Annotated in this window: 16 protein-coding genes; 5 read left to right on the forward strand and 11 right to left on the reverse strand. The window is 73.2% G+C overall.

Annotated features, from left to right (window positions below):
- Window positions 1–11: 11 nt before the first annotated feature.
- Entirely contained in the window at window positions 12–1,154 is a 1,143-nt protein-coding gene (locus ACZ4Z1_RS01250; RefSeq protein WP_468484500.1) for a PP2C family protein-serine/threonine phosphatase, read from the forward strand.
- A 66-nt stretch (window positions 1,155–1,220) separates the two neighbouring features.
- Here ACZ4Z1_RS01250 and ACZ4Z1_RS01255 read toward each other — a convergent pair whose 3' ends face one another.
- From ACZ4Z1_RS01255 to fmt, 10 genes are all read right to left on the reverse strand, one after another.
- Complete coding sequence (locus tag ACZ4Z1_RS01255) at window positions 1,221–2,267, reverse strand: hemolysin family protein (RefSeq protein ID WP_468484501.1); 1,047 nt, start codon at window positions 2,265–2,267, stop codon at window positions 1,221–1,223.
- On the reverse strand, window positions 2,264–3,607 hold the full coding sequence (locus tag ACZ4Z1_RS01260) for a hemolysin family protein (RefSeq protein WP_468484502.1): 1,344 nt from the start codon (window positions 3,605–3,607) through the stop codon (window positions 2,264–2,266). The genes ACZ4Z1_RS01255 and ACZ4Z1_RS01260 overlap by 4 nt, the downstream gene beginning before the upstream one ends.
- Before the next feature lie 103 nt (window positions 3,608–3,710).
- Window positions 3,711–4,157, reverse strand: coding sequence for a ribosomal maturation YjgA family protein (locus ACZ4Z1_RS01265; RefSeq protein ID WP_468484503.1), 447 nt, complete (start codon window positions 4,155–4,157; stop codon window positions 3,711–3,713).
- Between the two features lie 64 nt (window positions 4,158–4,221).
- Complete coding sequence (locus ACZ4Z1_RS01270) at window positions 4,222–4,662, reverse strand: barstar family protein (RefSeq protein WP_468484504.1); 441 nt, start codon at window positions 4,660–4,662, stop codon at window positions 4,222–4,224.
- Window positions 4,659–5,105, reverse strand: a complete 447-nt coding sequence (locus tag ACZ4Z1_RS01275; protein WP_468484505.1) for a guanyl-specific ribonuclease — start codon at window positions 5,103–5,105, stop codon at window positions 4,659–4,661. The genes ACZ4Z1_RS01270 and ACZ4Z1_RS01275 overlap by 4 nt, the downstream gene beginning before the upstream one ends.
- Window positions 5,106–5,287: 182 nt before the next feature.
- Window positions 5,288–6,277: a sugar-binding transcriptional regulator gene (locus ACZ4Z1_RS01280; protein ID WP_468484847.1), complete on the reverse strand. Its 990-nt coding sequence runs from the start codon at window positions 6,275–6,277 to the stop codon at window positions 5,288–5,290.
- A gap of 232 nt (window positions 6,278–6,509) precedes the next feature.
- Window positions 6,510–7,193 (reverse strand): ribulose-phosphate 3-epimerase, encoded by a 684-nt coding sequence (gene rpe, locus ACZ4Z1_RS01285; RefSeq protein ID WP_468484506.1) that lies wholly within the window; start codon window positions 7,191–7,193, stop codon window positions 6,510–6,512.
- A 243-nt stretch (window positions 7,194–7,436) separates the two neighbouring features.
- Window positions 7,437–7,886 carry an RICIN domain-containing protein gene (locus ACZ4Z1_RS01290; RefSeq protein WP_468484507.1) on the reverse strand — a complete coding sequence of 150 codons (450 nt, stop codon included), beginning with the start codon at window positions 7,884–7,886 and terminating at the stop codon, window positions 7,437–7,439.
- A 260-nt stretch (window positions 7,887–8,146) separates the two neighbouring features.
- Window positions 8,147–9,586 carry an RsmB/NOP family class I SAM-dependent RNA methyltransferase gene (locus ACZ4Z1_RS01295; RefSeq protein ID WP_468484508.1) on the reverse strand — a complete coding sequence of 480 codons (1,440 nt, stop codon included), beginning with the start codon at window positions 9,584–9,586 and terminating at the stop codon, window positions 8,147–8,149.
- Between the two features lie 184 nt (window positions 9,587–9,770).
- Window positions 9,771–10,703: a methionyl-tRNA formyltransferase gene (gene fmt, locus ACZ4Z1_RS01300; RefSeq protein WP_468484509.1), complete on the reverse strand. Its 933-nt coding sequence runs from the start codon at window positions 10,701–10,703 to the stop codon at window positions 9,771–9,773.
- 245 nt (window positions 10,704–10,948) lie between these two features.
- Here fmt and ACZ4Z1_RS01305 point away from each other — a divergent pair, with 245 nt between their 5' ends.
- The gene (locus tag ACZ4Z1_RS01305; protein WP_468484510.1) at window positions 10,949–11,491 is read left to right on the forward strand and encodes a hypothetical protein; all 543 of its coding nucleotides are present in this window, start codon (window positions 10,949–10,951) and stop codon (window positions 11,489–11,491) included.
- 315 nt (window positions 11,492–11,806) lie between these two features.
- Here ACZ4Z1_RS01305 and ACZ4Z1_RS01310 read toward each other — a convergent pair whose 3' ends face one another.
- Window positions 11,807–13,921: a primosomal protein N' gene (locus ACZ4Z1_RS01310; protein WP_468484511.1), complete on the reverse strand. Its 2,115-nt coding sequence runs from the start codon at window positions 13,919–13,921 to the stop codon at window positions 11,807–11,809.
- A 219-nt stretch (window positions 13,922–14,140) separates the two neighbouring features.
- Here ACZ4Z1_RS01310 and ACZ4Z1_RS01315 point away from each other — a divergent pair, with 219 nt between their 5' ends.
- The 3 genes from ACZ4Z1_RS01315 to ACZ4Z1_RS01325 all read left to right on the forward strand — a co-directional run bounded on the left by ACZ4Z1_RS01315 (window position 14,141) and on the right by ACZ4Z1_RS01325 (window position 18,243).
- The gene (locus ACZ4Z1_RS01315) at window positions 14,141–15,448 is read left to right on the forward strand and encodes a helix-turn-helix domain-containing protein (RefSeq protein WP_468484512.1); all 1,308 of its coding nucleotides are present in this window, start codon (window positions 14,141–14,143) and stop codon (window positions 15,446–15,448) included.
- A gap of 66 nt (window positions 15,449–15,514) precedes the next feature.
- Window positions 15,515–16,279, forward strand: coding sequence for a toll/interleukin-1 receptor domain-containing protein (locus ACZ4Z1_RS01320; RefSeq protein ID WP_468484513.1), 765 nt, complete (start codon window positions 15,515–15,517; stop codon window positions 16,277–16,279).
- Window positions 16,276–18,243, forward strand: a complete 1,968-nt coding sequence (locus ACZ4Z1_RS01325; RefSeq protein WP_468484514.1) for a hypothetical protein — start codon at window positions 16,276–16,278, stop codon at window positions 18,241–18,243. The genes ACZ4Z1_RS01320 and ACZ4Z1_RS01325 overlap by 4 nt, the downstream gene beginning before the upstream one ends.
- The last annotated feature ends 13 nt before the right edge of the window (window positions 18,244–18,256 follow it).

Genomic DNA, 18,256 nt, shown 5'->3' on the forward strand with positions numbered 1-18,256 from the left:
AAGGGGAGGACATGCGCGAAGTCCGACAGGGCGCCCTGCTGCTGCTCACGGCCTTGGCCGGAGCCGCCGTCGCGGCCTGCGACCTGGCACTGGGCCCGGACGTCGGCCTGGCCGGGCTGCTGCTGGTGGGCCCACTGGTGGCGGCGACCAGACTCGAAGGCGCGTGCACGGCCGTGGTCTCGTTCACCACCCTGCTCCTGGGCGTGGCCGTCGCCGGACACGAACACACCCTGGGCCACACCGACCAGCTGCTGTCCCTGACCGTGCTCGCCGCCGCCGCGGCCTACGCGACCTGGACCTCCGACCGCCAGGCCGCCCTGGACAACCAGCTCGCCGGTGTCGCGGCCGCCGCCCAGCGCGCCATCCTGCGGCCGACCTCGTTCCGGGTCAGCGGCGCCTCGGTCTGCGCCCGCTACCGCTCCGCCGCGCCCCGCGCCGTCATCGGCGGCGACCTGTACGCCTTCGCCGACACCCCCAGCGGGCTGCGGGTGCTCATCGGCGACGTACGCGGCAAGGGTCTGGAGGCGGTGCGCCTGTCCGCCGCGGCCATAGGGCACTTCCGCGACTGCGCCTACACCCGCAGCAACCTCGCCGAGGTGGCCGAGGAGGTCGACCGGCGGCTGATCGACGACCTCGGCCCGGAGGACTTCATCACCGCCGTGATCGCCGAGATATCCCCCGGCCGGCTCCGGCTCGTCAACTGCGGCCACCACCCGCCCCTGCACCTGCCCGCCGCCGGCCCGCCCGTATTACTCACCCCCGCCGAGCCGACCACGCCCATCGGCCTGCTCCCGCTGCCGCGCGTGCAGGAGGTGGACCTGTCCCCCGGCGACCGGCTGCTGCTCTACACCGACGGCCTCGCCGAGGCCCGCGATCCCGACGGCACCATGCTCGACCTGGCCGGCCTGCTGCCGGCCTGCTCGCTGCCCGATCTCAACGACGCGATCGAGGCGGTGCTGTCGACGATGTGCCGGCACACCCACGGCGCCCAGGACGACGACGTCGCCCTCGTCCTGGTCGAGCTGGAGCCGAGCATCCCCCGGCAGCACCACGGCCACGCACCGCCCGCCGTCACCCGTACGAGCGCCGAGCCTCCCGGTGCCCCGCGGAACCCGGCCGGCCGCCCTGCGCCTTCCGCCGCGGTGTCCGACTGACGCGCGGCCTCCCGCCCTGCCCCTTCCGCCGCGGTGCCCCGACCGGCACGCGGCCTCGCCGCCCCCTCACGGTTCCCGGTCCGCGTCACGCCGGCGGGCCGGGTCCGGCGGGCCCACCAGCTCGTCCAGCACATCCGTCATGGTGACGAAGCCGAGCACCACACCCTGCTCCCCGCTGACGGCGGCCAGCTGGGTGCCGGCCGCCCGCATCGCGGTCAGCGTGTCGTCCAGCGGGGTCCCGCAGCCGACCCGCGGCATCGGGCGCAGCGCCTCCCGGGGGAACGGCCGGTCCCGGTCGGTGACGCCGAGGGTGTCCTTGATGTGGAGATAGCCGAGGACCGTACCGGCCGGTCCGGTGACCGGCAGCCGGGAGAATCCGGCGCGGGCCGCGGTGCGTTCCAGCTGGCCGGGGGTGACATCCCGGTCGACGGTGACCATCCGTGCCAGGGGGACGAGCAGTTTTCCGACCGGCCGCCGCCCGAGTTCCAGCGCGTCCCGCAGCCGCTCGCCGCCGGTGTCGGAGAGCAGCCCGGCGTGGCGCGATTCCTGGACGATACGGGCGAGTTCGTCGTCCGTGAAAGCGGCGGCGACCTCGTTCCTGGGCTCGGTCCTGGCGAGCCGCAGCAGGGCGTTGGCGAGGGCGTTGATGCTCACGACGACCGGGCGCAGCGCGCGGGTGAGGGCCACCATCGGCGGCCCCAGCAGCAGCGCGACCCCTTCCGGCGCGGCCAGCGCGACATTCTTGGGGACCATCTCGCCGACGAGCATGTGCAGATACGTCGCCAGCGTCAACGCCAGCACGAACGCGACCGGGTGGATCAGTCCGTGCGGGACGTGCAGCGCCTCGAAGGCCGGCTCGGCGAGGTGGGCGATGGCGGGCTCGGCCATCGCGCCGAGGAGCAACGAGGAGGCCGTGACGCCCAGTTGGGCGGTGGCGAGCAGCTCGGAGAGGTGTTCCAGACCCCACAGCACCCGGTCGGCCCGCCGGTCCCCCGCCTTGGCGCGCGGCTCGATCTGGCTGCGCCGTACGGAGATCATCGCGAACTCGCCGCCGACGAAGAAGGCGTTGCTGAACAACGTCAGCACGCCGACGGCCAGTTGGACGGCGGTCACGGCCGCTCCCCTCCCCCGCCGGCGGGCCGGGCCCCCGGCGAGGACGCGCCGGCGGGCGCGGTCACCCGTACCCGCTCCGCCCGGTGCCGGCGCACCGCCAGCACCGTCAGCCGCCAGCCGTCCGCCACCCGTACCTCGTCGCCGTCCTCCGGGATCCGGCCCAGCCGGGTGGCGAGCAGCCCGGCCAGCGTCTCGTACGGCCCCTCGGGCGCCTCCAGGCCGATCCCGGCCAGCCCGTCCAGGCGCACCCCGCCGTCCGCCTCCCAGGTGCGCGCCCCGGTCCGCAGCAGCTCCGGGCCCGCCACCGGGTCGTGCTCGTCCCGTACGTCGCCGACGATCTCCTCGACGATGTCCTCCAGGGTGACGATCCCGGCCGTACCGCCGTACTCGTCGATCACCACGGCCATGGAGCGGACCGTGCGCAGCCGGTCCAGCAGCCGGTCGACGGGCAGCGACTCCGGTACGAGCACGGGGTCGGCGGCCAGCTCGGCGGCGGAGGTGGCGGCCCGCTGCTCCGGGGTGAGGGCGAGGACGTCGCGGATGTGGACGGTGCCCACGACCTCGTCCAGGCCACCGCGGTACACGGGGAAGCGGGACAGCCCGGTGGCCAGGGTCAGGGTGGCCGCGTCGGCCGCCGTGGCGCGCGCCTCCAGGGCCCGTACGTCCACCCGCGGCGTCATGACGTTCTGCACGGTCAGCTCGCTCAGGTGCAGCGTCCGCACGAACAGTTCCGCCGAGTCGGCCGGCAGCGCGCCCTCCTGCGCCGAGTAGCGGGCCAGCGAAACCAGTTCGGCCGGACCGCGGGAGGACTCCAGCTCCTCGGTGGGCTCCAGCCCGAAGCGGCGTACCAGCCGGTTGGCGGACTGGTTCAGATGGCGGATGAACAGCGCGAACAGAGCGCTGAAGGCCCGCAGCGGCCCGGCCACGACCCGGGCCACGGCCAGCAGCCGGGAGATCGCCCAGTTCTTCGGCACCAGCTCGCCGACGACCATCAGCACCACCGTGGACACGCCGACACCGAGCGTGGACGCGACGCCCGGGACCACCGCGCCGGGCAGTCCGGCCGCCGCGAGCGGGCCGCGCAGCAGCGCCGCCAGGGACGGTTCCGCGAGCATGCCGATGACCAGCGAGGTCACGGTGATGCCGAGCTGCGCGCCGGACAACTGGAAGGCGAGCGCGCGGACGGCGCGCAGTACCCCTTCGGCCCCTCGCTCGCCCTCTTCCACCGCGCGCTCCACCGCGCTGCGCTCGACCGTGGTCAGCGAGAACTCCGCCGCGACGAACACGGCACAGGCCAGCGTGAGCGCCGACGCCACGAGCAGAAGCAGCACCTCGGCCACCGCGTCACCTCCCGCCGCACCTCGGTGCCCGGCGGCGGGCGGGTGAAACCTCACGTACGGCGGAGCGGGCGCATGTCCGTCGTGGCAGGCCGGGCCGTCCGGCTCAGACCGCTCCCGTACGGCGCCGGGCCCGCAGCCACCCGTGCGCCGCCCACGCGCACGCGGCGCCCACCGCGTACCAGAGCAGGTCCGGCGCGTTGAAGGTCGAGCCGAGCACCAGACGGGCCACCACACTGCGCCGGGAGAGCTCCGCCGGGACATCGCTGAGCTGCGCGAACTCCATCGCCCAGCTGAACGCCAGGGCCACGGCGGCCGCGACCGGCGGCCGGACGCGCGGCGCGGCCAGCACCACCAGCGCCTGTACGAGCACGGTGTACAGCGCGTCGCCGGCGTACTTGGCGACCTCCGGAGCCAGCCCCGCGCGGGCCGCGCCGGCCCGCACACCGAGCCCCGCCGCGACCGTCAGCAGCGCCGCCGCACCCGCCACCAGGCGCGTTCCGGAGCCGCCGCCGAGCCCTCCGCTCCGCCGTTCCCTGTCCCCATACGTCACGCCGTTCCCCATCCCCCCGTATGTCACGCCGTCCGCGCCTCCGGGCCCCCGTATGTCACGCCGTTCACGCTTCCGGCTCCCGGCCCCGCGCCATCACGACGACCAGCCCGGTGTCCGTGTCGCGCCAGAAGCCCACCGCGTCCGCGATGACCTCCTCCGCGACGCTCCAGTCGTCCGGCGAGGCGGCCGCGTACTGCTGCCAGCCGCACACCACCAGCACCCGGCCGCGGTCCGCCGGGCACCACGACAGGTCGGTGAGGCAGTCCGCGAGCGCGTCCCAGTTGCGGCCGAACCAGTCCGGCAGCCGCAGCGCCCGCGCACAGCGGTCCATGAACTCCGCCTTGCCGGTGACCCCTTCGAGGCCGAGCAGCGCACCGTGCCAGCCGGCCGCGCGCGCCGCGTCCAGCGCTTCGTGCGCGGGCCGGTCCTGCGGCCAGGGCACCACCCCGGGAGGCGTACTGCCGTCGAGCACCGCCGCGAGCGGCCGGGGCACGGGAGCCGTCATCGGAGCACCGCCTTGAAGGTCCGGTAATGGTCGTCGGTGTAGTACGTCTCGCGGCTGTCACCGGTGACGATCCGCCGCGCGCCGCGGTCCTTCGAGCCCGGCGTGCGGACCGTGTACTCGTGGTAATAGCCGCGCTTCTGCTTCGGCAGCCGTCGCTCGTGGTTGCCGAAGACCGTGCCGTCCTTCGGGTACGGGAACGGGCCGCGCGCGTCGATCAGCCGCAGCGTCTCGCGGGCCTGCGCGGGCAGCCGGCCGGCCGGCACGGTCGCCATGCCCCTGGCCCAGTCCGGCGTGGACGCCGTCGAGGGCGCCCCGTGCGTGGGCTTCGCGCTCCCCTTCCCGCCGCCACCGCCTCCGGAGCAGCCGGACACCAACAGCAGCAGACAGGCCAGCAGCGCGGCGAGTACGCCGGCGGCCGCGCGGGGAGCGGAGCGGATCACCATGCGCCGATGCTGTCACAGCCCGGCACGGGGTGCGCGCCCGCGCCCGTACAAGATCAAGTAGGCGGCCGTCCCAGGTCCCGGGCCCCGTCCGGACCCGCTTGCCCAGGCCCGCCCCCGTTCGGACCCGGTTGCTCAGGCTTCGGCTTGGCCCGGTTGTCCGGGCCCCGTCCTGCCCCGCTTGGTCAGACCCCGTCCGGATCCGCCCGCTCCAGCGCCGGACGCGGGCCGGGCCCCGTCTCCAGCAGCAGATGATCGGCGGCAGCCGTGTCCGTGACCAGGCTCGTCACCAGCCCGGACCGCAGCACCGCGCCGATCGCCGCCGCCTTCTGCCGGCCGCCCGCGATGGCCACGACCTCGGGGATGCGGCGCAGCCGGTCCGCCTCGACCGTGATGCACCGCTCGCCCAGGTCCCGGCCGATGCGGCGGCCCTCCGCGTCGAAGAGGTGCGCGGACATCTCGGCGGCGGCGCCCAGCGAGGCGTAGTGCTCCCGCTCCTGCTCCGAGAGCATGTCGTAGACGGTCGAGATGCCCGGCGCCCAGGAGCCGATGGACACACAGGCCACGGTGACCTTGTCGAAGTACTCGAACGCGCGGGCGATGCCGGTCTGGCCGCGCAGCGCGGCGGCCGTCGCCGAGTCGGGCAGCAGCATCGGCGCGTAGATCGGGTGCGCCTCGCCGCCGGAGACGTCGGCCGCCCGGCGTACCGCCTCGACCGAGCCGCGGTCCGCGGTGCCCGCGTCGTACACGCCGGTCAGCTGCACGACCGTGCACGGCGGGAGGCGGTGCAGCGCGGCCGCCATGTGGATGGTGGAGCGGCCCCAGGCGAGACCGAGGACGTCCCCCTCGGTCACCAGCTCCCCCAGCAGGTCGGCCGCGACCTCGCCGAGGTTCTCCGGGTCGGGGGCGTCGTCGGTGGCGTCGGCGGGCGACTCCACCACGACCGCGTGCCGCAGGCCGTAGCGGGCCCGCAGCGCGTCGGACCGTTCGGCGTCCAGCTCCGCCGGGACACGGATCTCGATCCGTACGAGGTCACGCTCCAGCGCCGTCTCCAGCACCCGGGCGACCTTGAAGCGGCTGACGCCGAACTCCTCGGCGATCTGGATCTTGGACTTGCCCTCCAGATAGAAGCGGCGGGCCATGGCCGCGGCCTGCACCAGCTCGGCGGGGCCCATTGCGGACTGCGGGCGGCTGGCAACCACGAGATTCTCCCCTTGTGCGCACCTGATCGAGTCTTTGCTCATCCTTGCAGAAACCCGAGGTGGTCGGGGACCATCACCGCCCCGGCCGTCGTGAACACCCGGTAGCGGCAACACCAAGAAACACCGGCGTACGGGGATCGGTGCGCGCTCCCCGCACACCACGTGCGGCGCCGGCGCCCACGGCGGACCCGCGGGCGCCCTCGTGTCAGTGGGCGCAGCCCCAGCCGGCCGCAGCCGTCGCGGACTCGGCCTGCGCACGCAGCTCGCGCACCGCCTTCGCCGGGTCGTCCGCGCCGTACACCGCCGAACCCGCCACGAACACGTCCGCGCCGGCCTCCGCGCACCGCTCGATCGTGGACGCCGAGACCCCGCCGTCCACCTGGAGCCACATCTCCAGGCCGTGCTTGGAGATCAGCTCCCGGGTCCGGCGGATCTTCGGCAGCATGATGTCCAGGAACGCCTGGCCGCCGAAGCCCGGCTCCACGGTCATGATCAACAGCATGTCCAGCTCGGGCAGCAGATCCTCGAACGGCTCGACCGGCGTGGCCGGCTTGAGCGCCATCGACGCCCGCGCCCCCTTGGCCCGGATCTCCCGCGCCAGCCGTACGGGCGCGGCCGCCGCCTCCGCGTGGAAGGTGACCGACCCGGCGCCCGCCTCGATGTACTGCGGCGCCCAGCGGTCCGGGTCCTCGATCATCAGGTGCAGGTCGAGCGGGGTGTCCGTCGCCTTGCTCAGCGCCTCGACGACCGGAGCGCCCAGCGTCAGGTTCGGCACGAAGTGGTTGTCCATCACATCGACATGCAGCCAGTCGGCGCCCTCGACGGCCTTCGCCTCCTCGGCGAGCCGGGCGAAGTCTGCGGACAGGATGCTGGGGTTGATCAAGGCCATACCTCCAGTATGTCCTGCCCGGCCCCTGGCGCCGAAGCGGGTGGGGCGGGCCGCAGGTCGCAGGCGGTGCCAGTGGCCGCCGGGGCGCACGGGAACGAGCCCGTAGCCCCCCGCCGGAGGGAGACAGCAAGCCGCCGGCCCTTCGCCCGCCGCAAGGCGGGCGAAGGGCCGGCGGCCGATGATCTCGATGATGCGTCACCGTGCCGGGGACCGGTCATGTCCCCCGCCGGGCGCCTTCGGGGGTCAGCTCCAGCGCTGGTGCTTGATGCCGCCGTCGAAGCCCGCGTAGACGGGCGAGCCGGCGCTGGTCTTGGAACCGAGGGTCAGCTTGGTGGCCTTGTTCTGCAGCCGCCAGCCCATGGAGTCCTTGATCTCGCGCCACTTCTGGTTCGCGCCGCCGTTGCAGACGTTGGTGTAGACGGTGCCGTCCTTCTTGCTGTCGAGGCAGAAGTCGTGGTCCGCGGACTTCAGGACGAAGGTTCCGTCGGACTGCTTGGTCTCCTTCCACTTCGCGGCGGCCCCGCAGCTCCCCACGCCGACCCAGAAGCCATTGGCCACCAGGCACTTGCCGTTGCCCTTGTTCTTCCAGGTGACCGTCTTGCTGGCGGCGAACGCCTGCCCCGAGGCGCTGAACATCAGGGCCGGTGCGAGAACCGCGGTGGCCGCGACCGTGCCTATCAAGCGCTTGATCATCGTGTTTTCCCCGTTCCTAGGGTCGAAATGACGACCCCGGCAGCAGTGACTGCCCATCTGGCAGACAGGTGAGGACCGGCACTCGGCCTCCGTCGGCACATGCGTCGACAAGGTCGGTGCCGACGCCTGGTCCGTACGCGTCGTGGCGTGCCTGTCCGACACCTCTGCGGCCGTGATCCCCGTTGTTACCGGCACCTTATCCCTGCATGATCACGCCAGGCAAAGCGCCCTTCTCAGGGCACCGGTACGCACCCCGGGCATCACGCCGTCCGCCGCAGCAGCGCCAGGTACATCGCGTCCGTACCGTGCAGATGCGGCCACAGCTGTACATCCGGGCCGTCACCCAGCGCGGGCACACCCGGGATCAGGGGACGCGCGTCGATCCACTCCGCCGTCACGTCCCCGCCGGCCCGGCCCTTGAGGACGTCGTCCACCACGGCGCGCGTCTCGGCCGGGTGCGGTGAGCAGGTCGCGTAGCCCACGACGCCACCGACCCGGACCGACACCAGCGCCTGGCGCAGCAGTTCCCGCTGCAACGGCGCGAAGCCGTCCAGGTCCTCCGGGCGGCGCCGCCAGCGCGCCTCCGGCCGCCTGCGCAGCGCGCCGAGCCCGGTGCACGGGACGTCCATCAGCACCCGGTCGAAGGAGCCGGGCCGCCACGGCGGGCGGGTGCCGTCGGCCGCGATGACCTCGTACGGGCCGGGGTTGCCCGCCAGCGACCGCTGCACCAGGCGTGCCCGGTGCGGCTGCTTCTCCGAGGCGAGCAGGCGCGCACCGCGCTGCGCGGCGAGCGCGCCCAGCAGCGCGGCCTTTCCGCCCGGCCCGGCACAGCCGTCCAGCCACATGCTGTCGGCGCCTTCGACAGGCGCGTTGGCCAAGGCCGCCGCGACGAGCTGACTGCCCTCGTCCTGCACACCGGCCCGGCCCTCGCGCACCGCGTCCAGGGCACCGGGCTCACCGCCCTCGGCGAGCCGTACCGCGTACGGGGACCAGCGCCCCGGCAGGGCGCTCTCCTCCCCGACGGCCGCGATGAGTTCCTCCGTGGTGGACCGGCCCGGCCGGGCCACCAGCGTGACCTCGGGCCGCTCGTTGTCGGCCTCCAGCAGGTCCTCCATGCCGGCACGACCGCCGCCGAGGGCGTCCCAGAGCGCCGAGACGATCCAGCGCGGGTGCGCGTGCACGATCCCCAGGTGCTCCTCGGGATCGTCGTCGTACTCCGGCGCGACCCGCTCCAGCCACCCGTCCATGTCGTCCGCGGCGATCTTCCGCAGCACCGCGTTGACGAACTTGGCCCGCCCGTCCCCCAGCACCACACGCGCCAGTTCGACGGTCGCGCTCACGGCGGCGTGCGTCGGGATGCGCGTACCGAGCAGCTGGTGCGCGCCGAGCGACAGGACGTCCAGGACCGGCGGGTCCACCTCCCGCAGCGGCCGGTCCACACAGCGCGCGATGACCGCGTCGTAGGTGCCCTGCCGCCGCAGCGTGCCGTACACCAGCTCGGTGGCCAGCGCCGCGTCCCGTGCGTCGAAGGCCCCGTTCTCCTGGTTCTCGCGCGCCTTGCGCAGCATCGGCGGCAGCACCAGGTTCGCGTACGCGTCCCGCTCGTCGACGGCCCGCAGCGCCTCGAAGGCGAGTATCCGGACCGGGTCCTTCTGGGGCCGGCGGTAGGGCTTGCTGGGACGACGCGACTGACCACTCACGAGAAATGTGCTCCGCTGTTACGGGACGAGGTTCGCCCCCAGCCTACGTGGCGCACCGGAGCGCGCCACGGCGCGGGCGGGACGGGCACTCCGGGCGCAAGCGGGGCGGGTTCCTCGGCGTACGGGCGGGGCGGGCGCTCCGCGTGCGCGCCCCGCGGGCCCCGGGCCCTGGCTCCCCCGCCCCTCACTCCCCCAGCCGCTCCCCTTCACCGATCCGCACCCCGCGCGCCCAGTCCGCGCCGCGCATCGGCTTCTTGCCCTGCGGCTGCACCCACAGCAGTTCGACCGCGTGGCTGCCCGTACCGGCGTACACCGCCTTCTTGGTGACGGCGAGTTCGCCGGGCGCCAGGTCCGTACGGTCGGGAACCAGGCCGACCGTCATCAGCTTCAGCCGCTCCCCCCGGAAGACGGTCCACGCGCCGGGCGCGGGCGCGCACCCGCGCACGACCCGGTCCACCCGCAGCGCGGGCGCCGTCCAGTCCGCCTTCGCGTCCTCGACCTCGATCTTCGGCGCGAGGGTGACGCCGTCGGCCGGCTGCGGGACCGGGGTGAGCGTGCCGTCCTCGATGCCGTCCATGGTGGCGGCCAGCAGACCGGCCCCGGCGAGGGCCAGGCGGGTCAGCAGGTCGCCACTGGTGTCGGTCGGCCGCACCTCCTCCGTCACCACCCCGAACACCGGCCCGGAGTCCAGCCCTTCCTCGATGAGGAAGGTGGAGGCGCCGGTCACCTCGTCACCCGCCAGCACCGCGTGCTGCACCGGGGCCGCGCCGCGCCACGCGGGCAGCAGCGAGAAGTGCAGGTTCACCCAGCCGTGCGCCGGGATGTCCAGTGCCGCCTTCGGCAGCAGCGCCCCGTAGGCCACCACCGGGCAGCAGTCCGGCGCGATCTCCCGCAGCCGGGCGAGGAAGTCCTCGTCGCGCGGCTTGGCGGGCTTGAGCACCTCGATGCCGGCCTCCTCCGCACGCTCGGCGACCGGGCTGGCGACGAGCCGGCGGCCACGGCCGGCGGGGGCGTCGGGCCGGGTGACGACGGCGACGACCTCGTGCCGGTCCGAGGCGATCAGGGCATCCAGGGCGGGTACGGCGACCTCGGGGGTGCCGGCGAAGACGAGCCTCATGGGTGGCGTACTACCTCTCACACGCTGCGGAACGGCGCACCAGTCTATGGGCCACGCCTTCGGGGGCGTGCGAACAGGCGCGCGCCCCTCATTGGAGCCTGTACGCCCCCATACCGTGACCGAAGCCGCGTCTGTCGCGTTGGTCAAGCAGCATTGACCGACCGGGCCGCCCTCGCGGCCCGCTCGTTTTCACCTGTTACGTCACGTTTCTCTGCACATTCAACGCCGGTTCGAGAGGCTTGTTCATGGCCGACCACGCAACCCACGACGCCCAGGCACGCGCCAGCCTGCACCTACTGGTACGGGACATCGAGCGGGTCCGCCGGCAGGTGGACGCCCTGCGCACCCTGACAGCTCAGCTCGGCAACGTCTACCGGCCGCGGCGCACCGGCCCGTCCGCCGGCTTCGTCGTCTACGGCCGCGCCCCCGCCCCGACCGTACGTCTCGCCCAGGAGCTGCGCGACAGCGTCGAGACCCTCGTCACGGCGGCGGTGGACTTCGACCGTTCGCTGGGCTTTTCCTGGGATGCGGTGGGTTCGGCCCTGGGCGTCACCAAACAGGCCGTGCACCGCCGTTACGGCGCCCGCCGCTCCACCGCCCAGCCCGGCCCCGACAACGGCGAGGCGGTCCGTACGCCCGAACCGTCCGCGGCCCGGAGCATGGCCGTCTCCCCCGGCCTGCCGAGCGCGCCGGCCGTCCCCGCCGCACGCACCCTGCCAGGCCAGTCCCCGGTCCCCGCGCGGGAAGAGGCGCGCCCCGGCGTCTTCCCCGGCCCCCGCAACGGCTGACCGCACCCACCGCCCCGGCCCGCCCCCGGGGCGGCCCCTTTCCTCTTCCCATCCGCACCCGCTCCACTCACGGGCCACTTCCGCTCACGGCCCGTACTACCCCTCCCGTTGCCTGTGTCTGTTCACTCATGGGCCGTGTCCGTACCCCGCGCCCTCTCACCTCATGACCCGTGCCCGTACCCCCGTGGCCCGCGCCCGCTCACCGCATGGGCCGTGCCCCCTCACCTCAAATGTCGTGCCTGGCCCATGGTCGCCTCATGTCGCAGCCCATGGCCGCTCACCTCACAGCCCATGGCTGCCACAGCCCATGGCCGCTCACCCGAGATCCGGCGGATCGACCCGCACCCGCACCGCTTCCCCCTCCCGCTTGACCAGCCGCGCCGCCTGCGCCGTCTTCAACGCCGCCGCCAGCGCGGCACCCTGGCCGGGGCGTACCCGTACCAGCGCCCTTTCCCATTCCTCCCCGGGCGGCGGGTCCCCCGGCCGGCGCGGCCGCCCCGCGTCGGGGGACGGCACCGGTACGGGGCCCAGCACCTCGGCGCCCTCCGGCAGCCCGGCCGCCGCGAGCATCTCCGCCACGTCCTCGGGACGGCCGGTCACCGACGCCATCCGCGACACCGGCGGGAAGCCCAGCTCGGCCCGCTCCGCCAGCTCGCGCACCGCGTGCCCGGCCGGATCCCAGCGCACCAGCGCCTGTACGGGGCGCAGCGTCGCCTCCGCGATGACCGCGACCGTACCGCCCTCGGCCTGGCCCCGTACCAGCGACGCGGCGTGGATCCAGCGCCGTAGCGCCTCCTCCCCCGCCCGCAGATCGGGCCGGCTCAGCAGCGCCCACCCGTCCAGCAGCAACGCGGCGGCGTAACCGCCCTCGGCGACCGGCTCCGCCCCCGGCGTACTCACCACCAGGGAGGGGACGTCGGGGACCGTGTCCAGCACATGGTCGCGCCCCGACGTGCGCACCGGCACGGCCGGGAACGCCCGCCCCAGCTCCTCCGCCGTCCGCCGCGCACCCACGATCTGGGCCCGCAGCCGCACGCCCCCGCACTCCACGCACCGCCAGTCCCCCTCTTCGCGCCCGCACCAGCCGCACCGCAGCTCCCCCGCGTCCCGCGCCTCCAGCGGCCCCGCGCAGGCCCGGCAGCGCGCGGGCTCCCGGCACCGCTCGCACGCCAGCCGCGGGACGTATCCCCGCCGCGGCACCTGCACCAGCACCGGCCCCTGCTTCAGCCCCTCACGCACCACCTGCCACGCCAGCGTCGGCAGCCGTGCGGCCCGCGCCGCCGCGTCCCGCGCCTCGTCGGCGTCACCGACCGTACGGACCAGGGGCGCGGCCGCCCTTACCTGCTCCCGCTCGGCCGTCAGCGGCCGCGCCCAGCCGGTCTCCACCAGCTGCGCCGCCTCGACCGTGCAGCTCAGCCCGCCCAGCAGAAACCCCGCCCGCTCCGTCACCGACCGCTGCAACAGCACTTCCCGCGCATGCGGCTGCGGCGCATGCGGATCGCTGTGACTCCCGTCCCCGTCATCCCAAATAGCAACCAACCCGACATCCCGTACCGGCGCGAACATCGCCGCCCGCGTCCCGATCACCGCCCGCACCGCACCCCGGCTGACCGCCAGCCACCGGCGGTACCGCTCCTCGGGCCCGGCATCGGCGCTCAGCACCACATGCCGCCCCTCCCCCACCAGCTCCCGCAACGCCACGTCCACCCGCGCGGCAGCTCGTCCGTCCGGCAGAACGGCCAGGGCCCCACGCCCGGACGCCAGCGTCGCGGCCATCGCCCGGGCCAGCTCCTCCGGCCAGTGCGGCCCCGGCAGAGCCGTCCACACGGCACGCGGCGAATCCCCCCGCCCCAACGCCTCCAAGAAACCGGCCCCCGCCGGATACCTCCCCCAACTCCCGGCCTCCGGCACCCCACTGACCGGCAACGGCCCCCTGCTCTCCTCCCCTTCCACCTTCGCCCGCCGAGGCGGCACGGCCAGCTGCACCACATCCGCGAGCGTCCCCGCATACCGGTCGGCGACGGCCCGGCACAGTCCCAGCAACTCCGGCGTCAGCACCCGCTCGGGCGACAGCACCTGCGCGATCGGCGCGAGCACTCCCCGGAAGTCGCTCTCCGCCACCCGCTCCACCACGAACCCGTTGACCAGCTTCCCCCCTTCCCGCCGGCCCCCCTTCTCCCCGGCCCCGAACCGCACCCGCACCCGCACCCCGGGCTGCGCCTCCGCGTCCAGCGCCGCCGGCACCGCATAGTCGAAATACCGGTCGAGATGCACCAGCCCCTTGTCCACCAGCACCCGCGCCACCGGCAACCGCTCCGCCAACTCGGCCCCCCGCCACGTCCGCGGCTTCGCCCGCGCCCCCCGCACCGCCTCCCGAATCAACGCAAGCTGCTCCGGCCCCGCACCCGGCCCCTCATCTTCCCTGCTCACAGCATCAGTCTTAGCAGACGGCACTGACAGCGCCCGCGGAGCCGGGGGGACGGTCGGGGGCTCGACAGCGGTCGGCCGTTCCGATTCGCTTCCCCTCCGGGCCACACCCCGGAACACGAAGAGGAAACGGGAAACCGTCCGGCTGCCTTGTCGGCACCGGCCCGACGACAGCAGGCTGACGTGCGGAGTCGGGACCGCCCGAGCGGCCGCACGGTCGACATGCCGGAGGTTCACGTGTCGGAGCAGCCGATCTCGTTCGGAATCGAACTCCGAAGGCGCCGCACAACCGCGGGGTGGTCCCTCACCCGGCTGGCCATGGCGGTGCACTACAGCAAGGGCCACTTGAGCAAGGTCGAAACGGGCCTCAAACGCCCGACGTCCGAGCTCGCCCGGCTCTGCGACGCCGCTCTGTGCGCCGACGGCGCACTGGCGGGGCTGGTACCGCCACAAGCAGCGGCGGAGGTGCCGCCCTTCCCCGACTCCCGGCCCGACGAAGAGGTGTGGATCATGCAGTGGGATTCGGACGGCTCGGTCCGCTTCGCGGCCATGGACCGCCGCCGCGCCCTGGCCCTGGGGGCGTCCTGCCTGCTCGCCGTGGCCGTGGGCGAGGATCAGGCCGCGGCTTCTCCGGCGGACGCGGGACTGCTCCAGGCCTCGCGGGCGATGTTCGACCAGTACCGGAGGCTGGGCCAGAGCGCGGAACCGGGCGCCCTGGTGCCGCCTCTGGTGGCCCAGGCCCAGGCACTGCGCGATCTCGCAAGCCGATCGGCAGGCGGAACCCGCCGTGGACTTCTCGTCCTGGCTTCCCGCTACGCGGAATTCGCCGGGTGGATGGCCCAGGAGTCCGGCAACGACCGCGCCGCGGCATGGCTGACCCGACGCGCGGTCGACCTCGCCGAAGCTGGAGGCGACCGCCACCTGGCGACCTACGCGCTGGCCCGGCAGGCGCTGATCTCCTTCTACGCCGGTGACGCCGCCGCGACCATCGGCCTCTCCCGCCAGGCGGCGAACACCAAGGACGCACCACCGCGCATCAGGGGCCTGGCCGCCCAGCAGGAAGCCCAGGGACATGCGCTCGCGGGGGACCACCAGGCGTGTATGAGCCGGCTGGAGACCGCACGCGCCTTACTGGGCGCCGACACCGAGGACCCCACCCTGCCGGTCATCGGCAGCAGCAACGTGACGGACCCGGTGTCCATGGCGACCGGATGGTGCCTCTACGACCTCGGCCGCCCGCAACAGGCCGCCGACGTCCTCGACACCGAGACCGCCCGGTTGCCCGGCCATTCCGTACGGAACCAGGTCCGTTACGGGATGCGCCGCGCACTCAGCCATGCTGCGGCCGGCCACATCGAGCACGCCTGTTCCGTTGCGGGGGACCTGCTCGGCCCTGCGTCCCAGGTCGATTCGGCGACGGTCCGGGCCGACGTACGACGGCTGGCCCGCCTGCTGACCCGGCACAGCTCGGATTCCGCGGTACGGGAGATCACGCCGCGGCTCACCTCGATCCTGCACCCCGCGACCTGACTCTCGTACGGCCGGCGTGGGGGCTGCCCGCGCCGGTCATCGCCCCGCACCGACGAAGGAGATACCGTGACCCGGCAACCCGAGATATTCATCAATTACCGCACGGTGGACGCACCGGAAGGTGCTGCTCTCATCGAGAATCACCTGTCCCAGCGATTCGGTTCGGAACTGATCTTCCGGGACGGCAAATCGATCCCGGCGGGCAGTCTCTTCCCCGAGGCTCTGCGGTCGGCCGTACGGAATTGCAGCGTGCTCCTGGCCGTCATCGGGCCACGGTGGCTGGACGGCCTCTTCGGACAGGCAGAGGGCGGTGGAGACGACTGGACGTGCCGTGAGATCGCCGAGGCGCTGGAAAGCGGAGCCCAGGTCATTCCCGTACTCATCGGTCCGGAAACCGCCCCGCCGTCCGCCGACCGCCTTCCGGTCGGCATCCGCGACCTGACGCACCGCCAGTTCCGCCGGGTCTCTTCCTACAGCTCGCACCACGACTTGCAGCTGCTCGCCGACGAACTCGCCGACCTGATCCCCCGGCTGGCCGCGGCGGATTCCCGTGCCTCCCAGGGCGACGATGCCGAGACGGAGACCCGCAACACAGTGAACGGCAATCACGGCACGCTCTTCCAGGCAGGCACCATCGGCACCGCGCTCAACCAGCCGGGCGGCGTCGTGCACAGCGGCCAGGGAGACCAGTACGTCAACTCGCACCGAGGAGACCGGTACACCCACTCCAACCACCAATCCGGGGGCAACGGCGTCCATGTCACCGGAGGAAACCGAGGCGGCATCAGCTTCAACGCCACTCCGCCCCACGATGAGAGCGAAGGCCGGTGACCGAGTTCATCGGAACGGCTTTCGGTGACGCTTCCGGACCACTGCATTCGGGCATCGGCGATCAGCACAATTACTTCGGATCGTCACCCACCGGAACTCCCCGCTGCCCTCCACGGGACGCCGCCCGGGACGAGCTGTTCCGGCTGCACCGTCGGTTCGTGTTTCCGCCGGGCTTCGAGCGTGCCCGAGCCCGCCTCTCGGAATACCGCACCGTGCTGGTGAGCGGGCCCATCGGCAGCGGGCGCAGCGCGGCGGCGCGCGAGCTGTTGTACGAACGGCAGCAGGGCAGCGGCAGCCGGTTCGTCAGGCTGCCGGACCGGGTGGAGGAAAAGGACGGTGCCATTCTCCATCCGGACGACGTTCAGCAATCCGACTTGATGCTGCTGGATCTCACGGCTGCCGGGCAGGGCGTACTGGAGCAAGCGCAGCGGGAGATGCCCGAATTCCGCGCTGCTGTACAGGCAAAAGGCGCCTGGCTCACCGTCGCCCTGCCGCCCGATGTCCGGGTCCGCGACGAACTGAGCGGGTTGTGCGTCCCCTTGGACCGGCCGGTCCCTCTCAAGGTGCTGCGCAGGCATTTGCATGCCGAGCAGATCGTTCCGGAGCAGGAGGAATTCGCCCGTGGCGAGCTGACATCGTTTCTCGCCACTGCGCACATGCGCGAAATCGCCCAGTTCGCGGACCTCGTCAAGCAGTACCGTGACCAGCAGGTAGCGGACGCGGGCCGTTTCACGGACTGGCTGGACCGTGCACTGGCGGCCACCGTCCGACGGCAGACTGAGGTGCGCGAAATTCTGGAGCGCTCCTCCGGGGCGCAACGCGCCCTCTTCCTGTCATGCGCCATGCTCCACGGAGCCCGCGGACAGACCGTTCAGCATGCGGCGGCGCAATTACTGCAAGTAGCGGAAGAACCCCATGTGGTGCAGCCCCTGCTCAGCCGTATGACACTGCCGCACCGCCTGGCGGGCGTCGGTGCGGAGATGACGGCCGGCGGCCGGGTGGTGTTTCGCGGCCTCCGTTACGACGAAGCGGTCAGCGACCGTTTCTGGGACGACTTCCCGGAAATGCGGTCCGTTCTGCGCGTCTGGACGGACCGCCTGGTCCGGGACGCCGCCGCAGCCGCCGAGGAGCGCGACGCCCTCGTCCTGCGCTACGCCAGGCAGTGCCTGCGTACCGATTGCCCTCAAGACCTCTCCGAGACAGCGGCCGGGTGGGCATCCGGAGGAACGCCGTCGTGGCTGCACCGATCCGCGTACCTCGCCTTGGACGCCGGTCTGTGTGACGAGACGCATGGTGGCCATTTCCGGGCGAAGACCTACGAGTGGGCGACCGGACGGCAGCTCAGCGCCGGCCTGGTGCGGGTCCTGGTGGGTGTCTGCTCGGGGGCCATGGCCGTCCAGCACCCCGACAGCGCTCTTGTGCGGCTGCTGCACCTCGCCCGCCGGGAAACCGCCGAGACCGCGCCCTTCGCCCACGACGCACTGTTCGCCCTCGCCTTTTCCGAAGGCCGCCTGACGCGACGCCTGCTGGACCGTATCGACCGTGCTTGGAGCCGGCCACTCACGTCCTGGCGCCGAGCCCGCGAGATCGAGTTGTTCTGGCGGCTCGCCGAACCGGAACGCTTCGCCGACCCGGGAGGCCGGGCTCGGCCCCTGATTGCCGAACCAGTTGTTCGCAGGCAGTTGACGTCCGGGTGGCGTGCGGTTCTCAAGGCGCGCTCATTCCCCGCTTGCTGCCCGAAGGCGGCCACCTGGCTGCGGGCCGCCCGCAACTGGCCGGCCGCGCGGGAGAGCATCCTGGACGTCCTGGTGCACGCCTGTGAGGGACGCGGCGAATTTCTCGGTGAACTCTACGCATTGGACTGGCATCTGCCGTGCGCCGCTCAGGAAGAGCAGACGGCGAAGGCAGAAGTCTCGGCACTCCTCTGGCAGAAAATCAAGGCCGCTCAGAATGTGAACAGCTGACTCGGGGGACAGG

Source organism: Streptomyces sp. NPDC030165 (assembly GCF_055573595.1).

Bases quoted from the DNA above. Each gene is read 5' to 3' on its own strand.
- ACZ4Z1_RS01250 (WP_468484500.1), top strand. From the start codon at position 12: ATGCGCGAAGTCCGACAGGGCGCCCTGCTGCTGCTCACGGCCTTGGCC.
- ACZ4Z1_RS01270 (WP_468484504.1), bottom strand. From the start codon at position 4,662: ATGACGGCTCCCGTGCCCCGGCCGCTCGCGGCGGTGCTCGACGGCAGT.
- ACZ4Z1_RS01275 (WP_468484505.1), bottom strand. From the start codon at position 5,105: ATGGTGATCCGCTCCGCTCCCCGCGCGGCCGCCGGCGTACTCGCCGCG.
- ACZ4Z1_RS01280 (WP_468484847.1), bottom strand. From the start codon at position 6,277: ATGGGCCCCGCCGAGCTGGTGCAGGCCGCGGCCATGGCCCGCCGCTTC.
- rpe (WP_468484506.1), bottom strand. From the start codon at position 7,193: ATGGCCTTGATCAACCCCAGCATCCTGTCCGCAGACTTCGCCCGGCTC.
- ACZ4Z1_RS01290 (WP_468484507.1), bottom strand. From the start codon at position 7,886: ATGATCAAGCGCTTGATAGGCACGGTCGCGGCCACCGCGGTTCTCGCA.
- fmt (WP_468484509.1), bottom strand. From the start codon at position 10,703: ATGAGGCTCGTCTTCGCCGGCACCCCCGAGGTCGCCGTACCCGCCCTG.
- ACZ4Z1_RS01305 (WP_468484510.1), top strand. From the start codon at position 10,949: ATGGCCGACCACGCAACCCACGACGCCCAGGCACGCGCCAGCCTGCAC.
- ACZ4Z1_RS01315 (WP_468484512.1), top strand. From the start codon at position 14,141: ATGCCGGAGGTTCACGTGTCGGAGCAGCCGATCTCGTTCGGAATCGAA.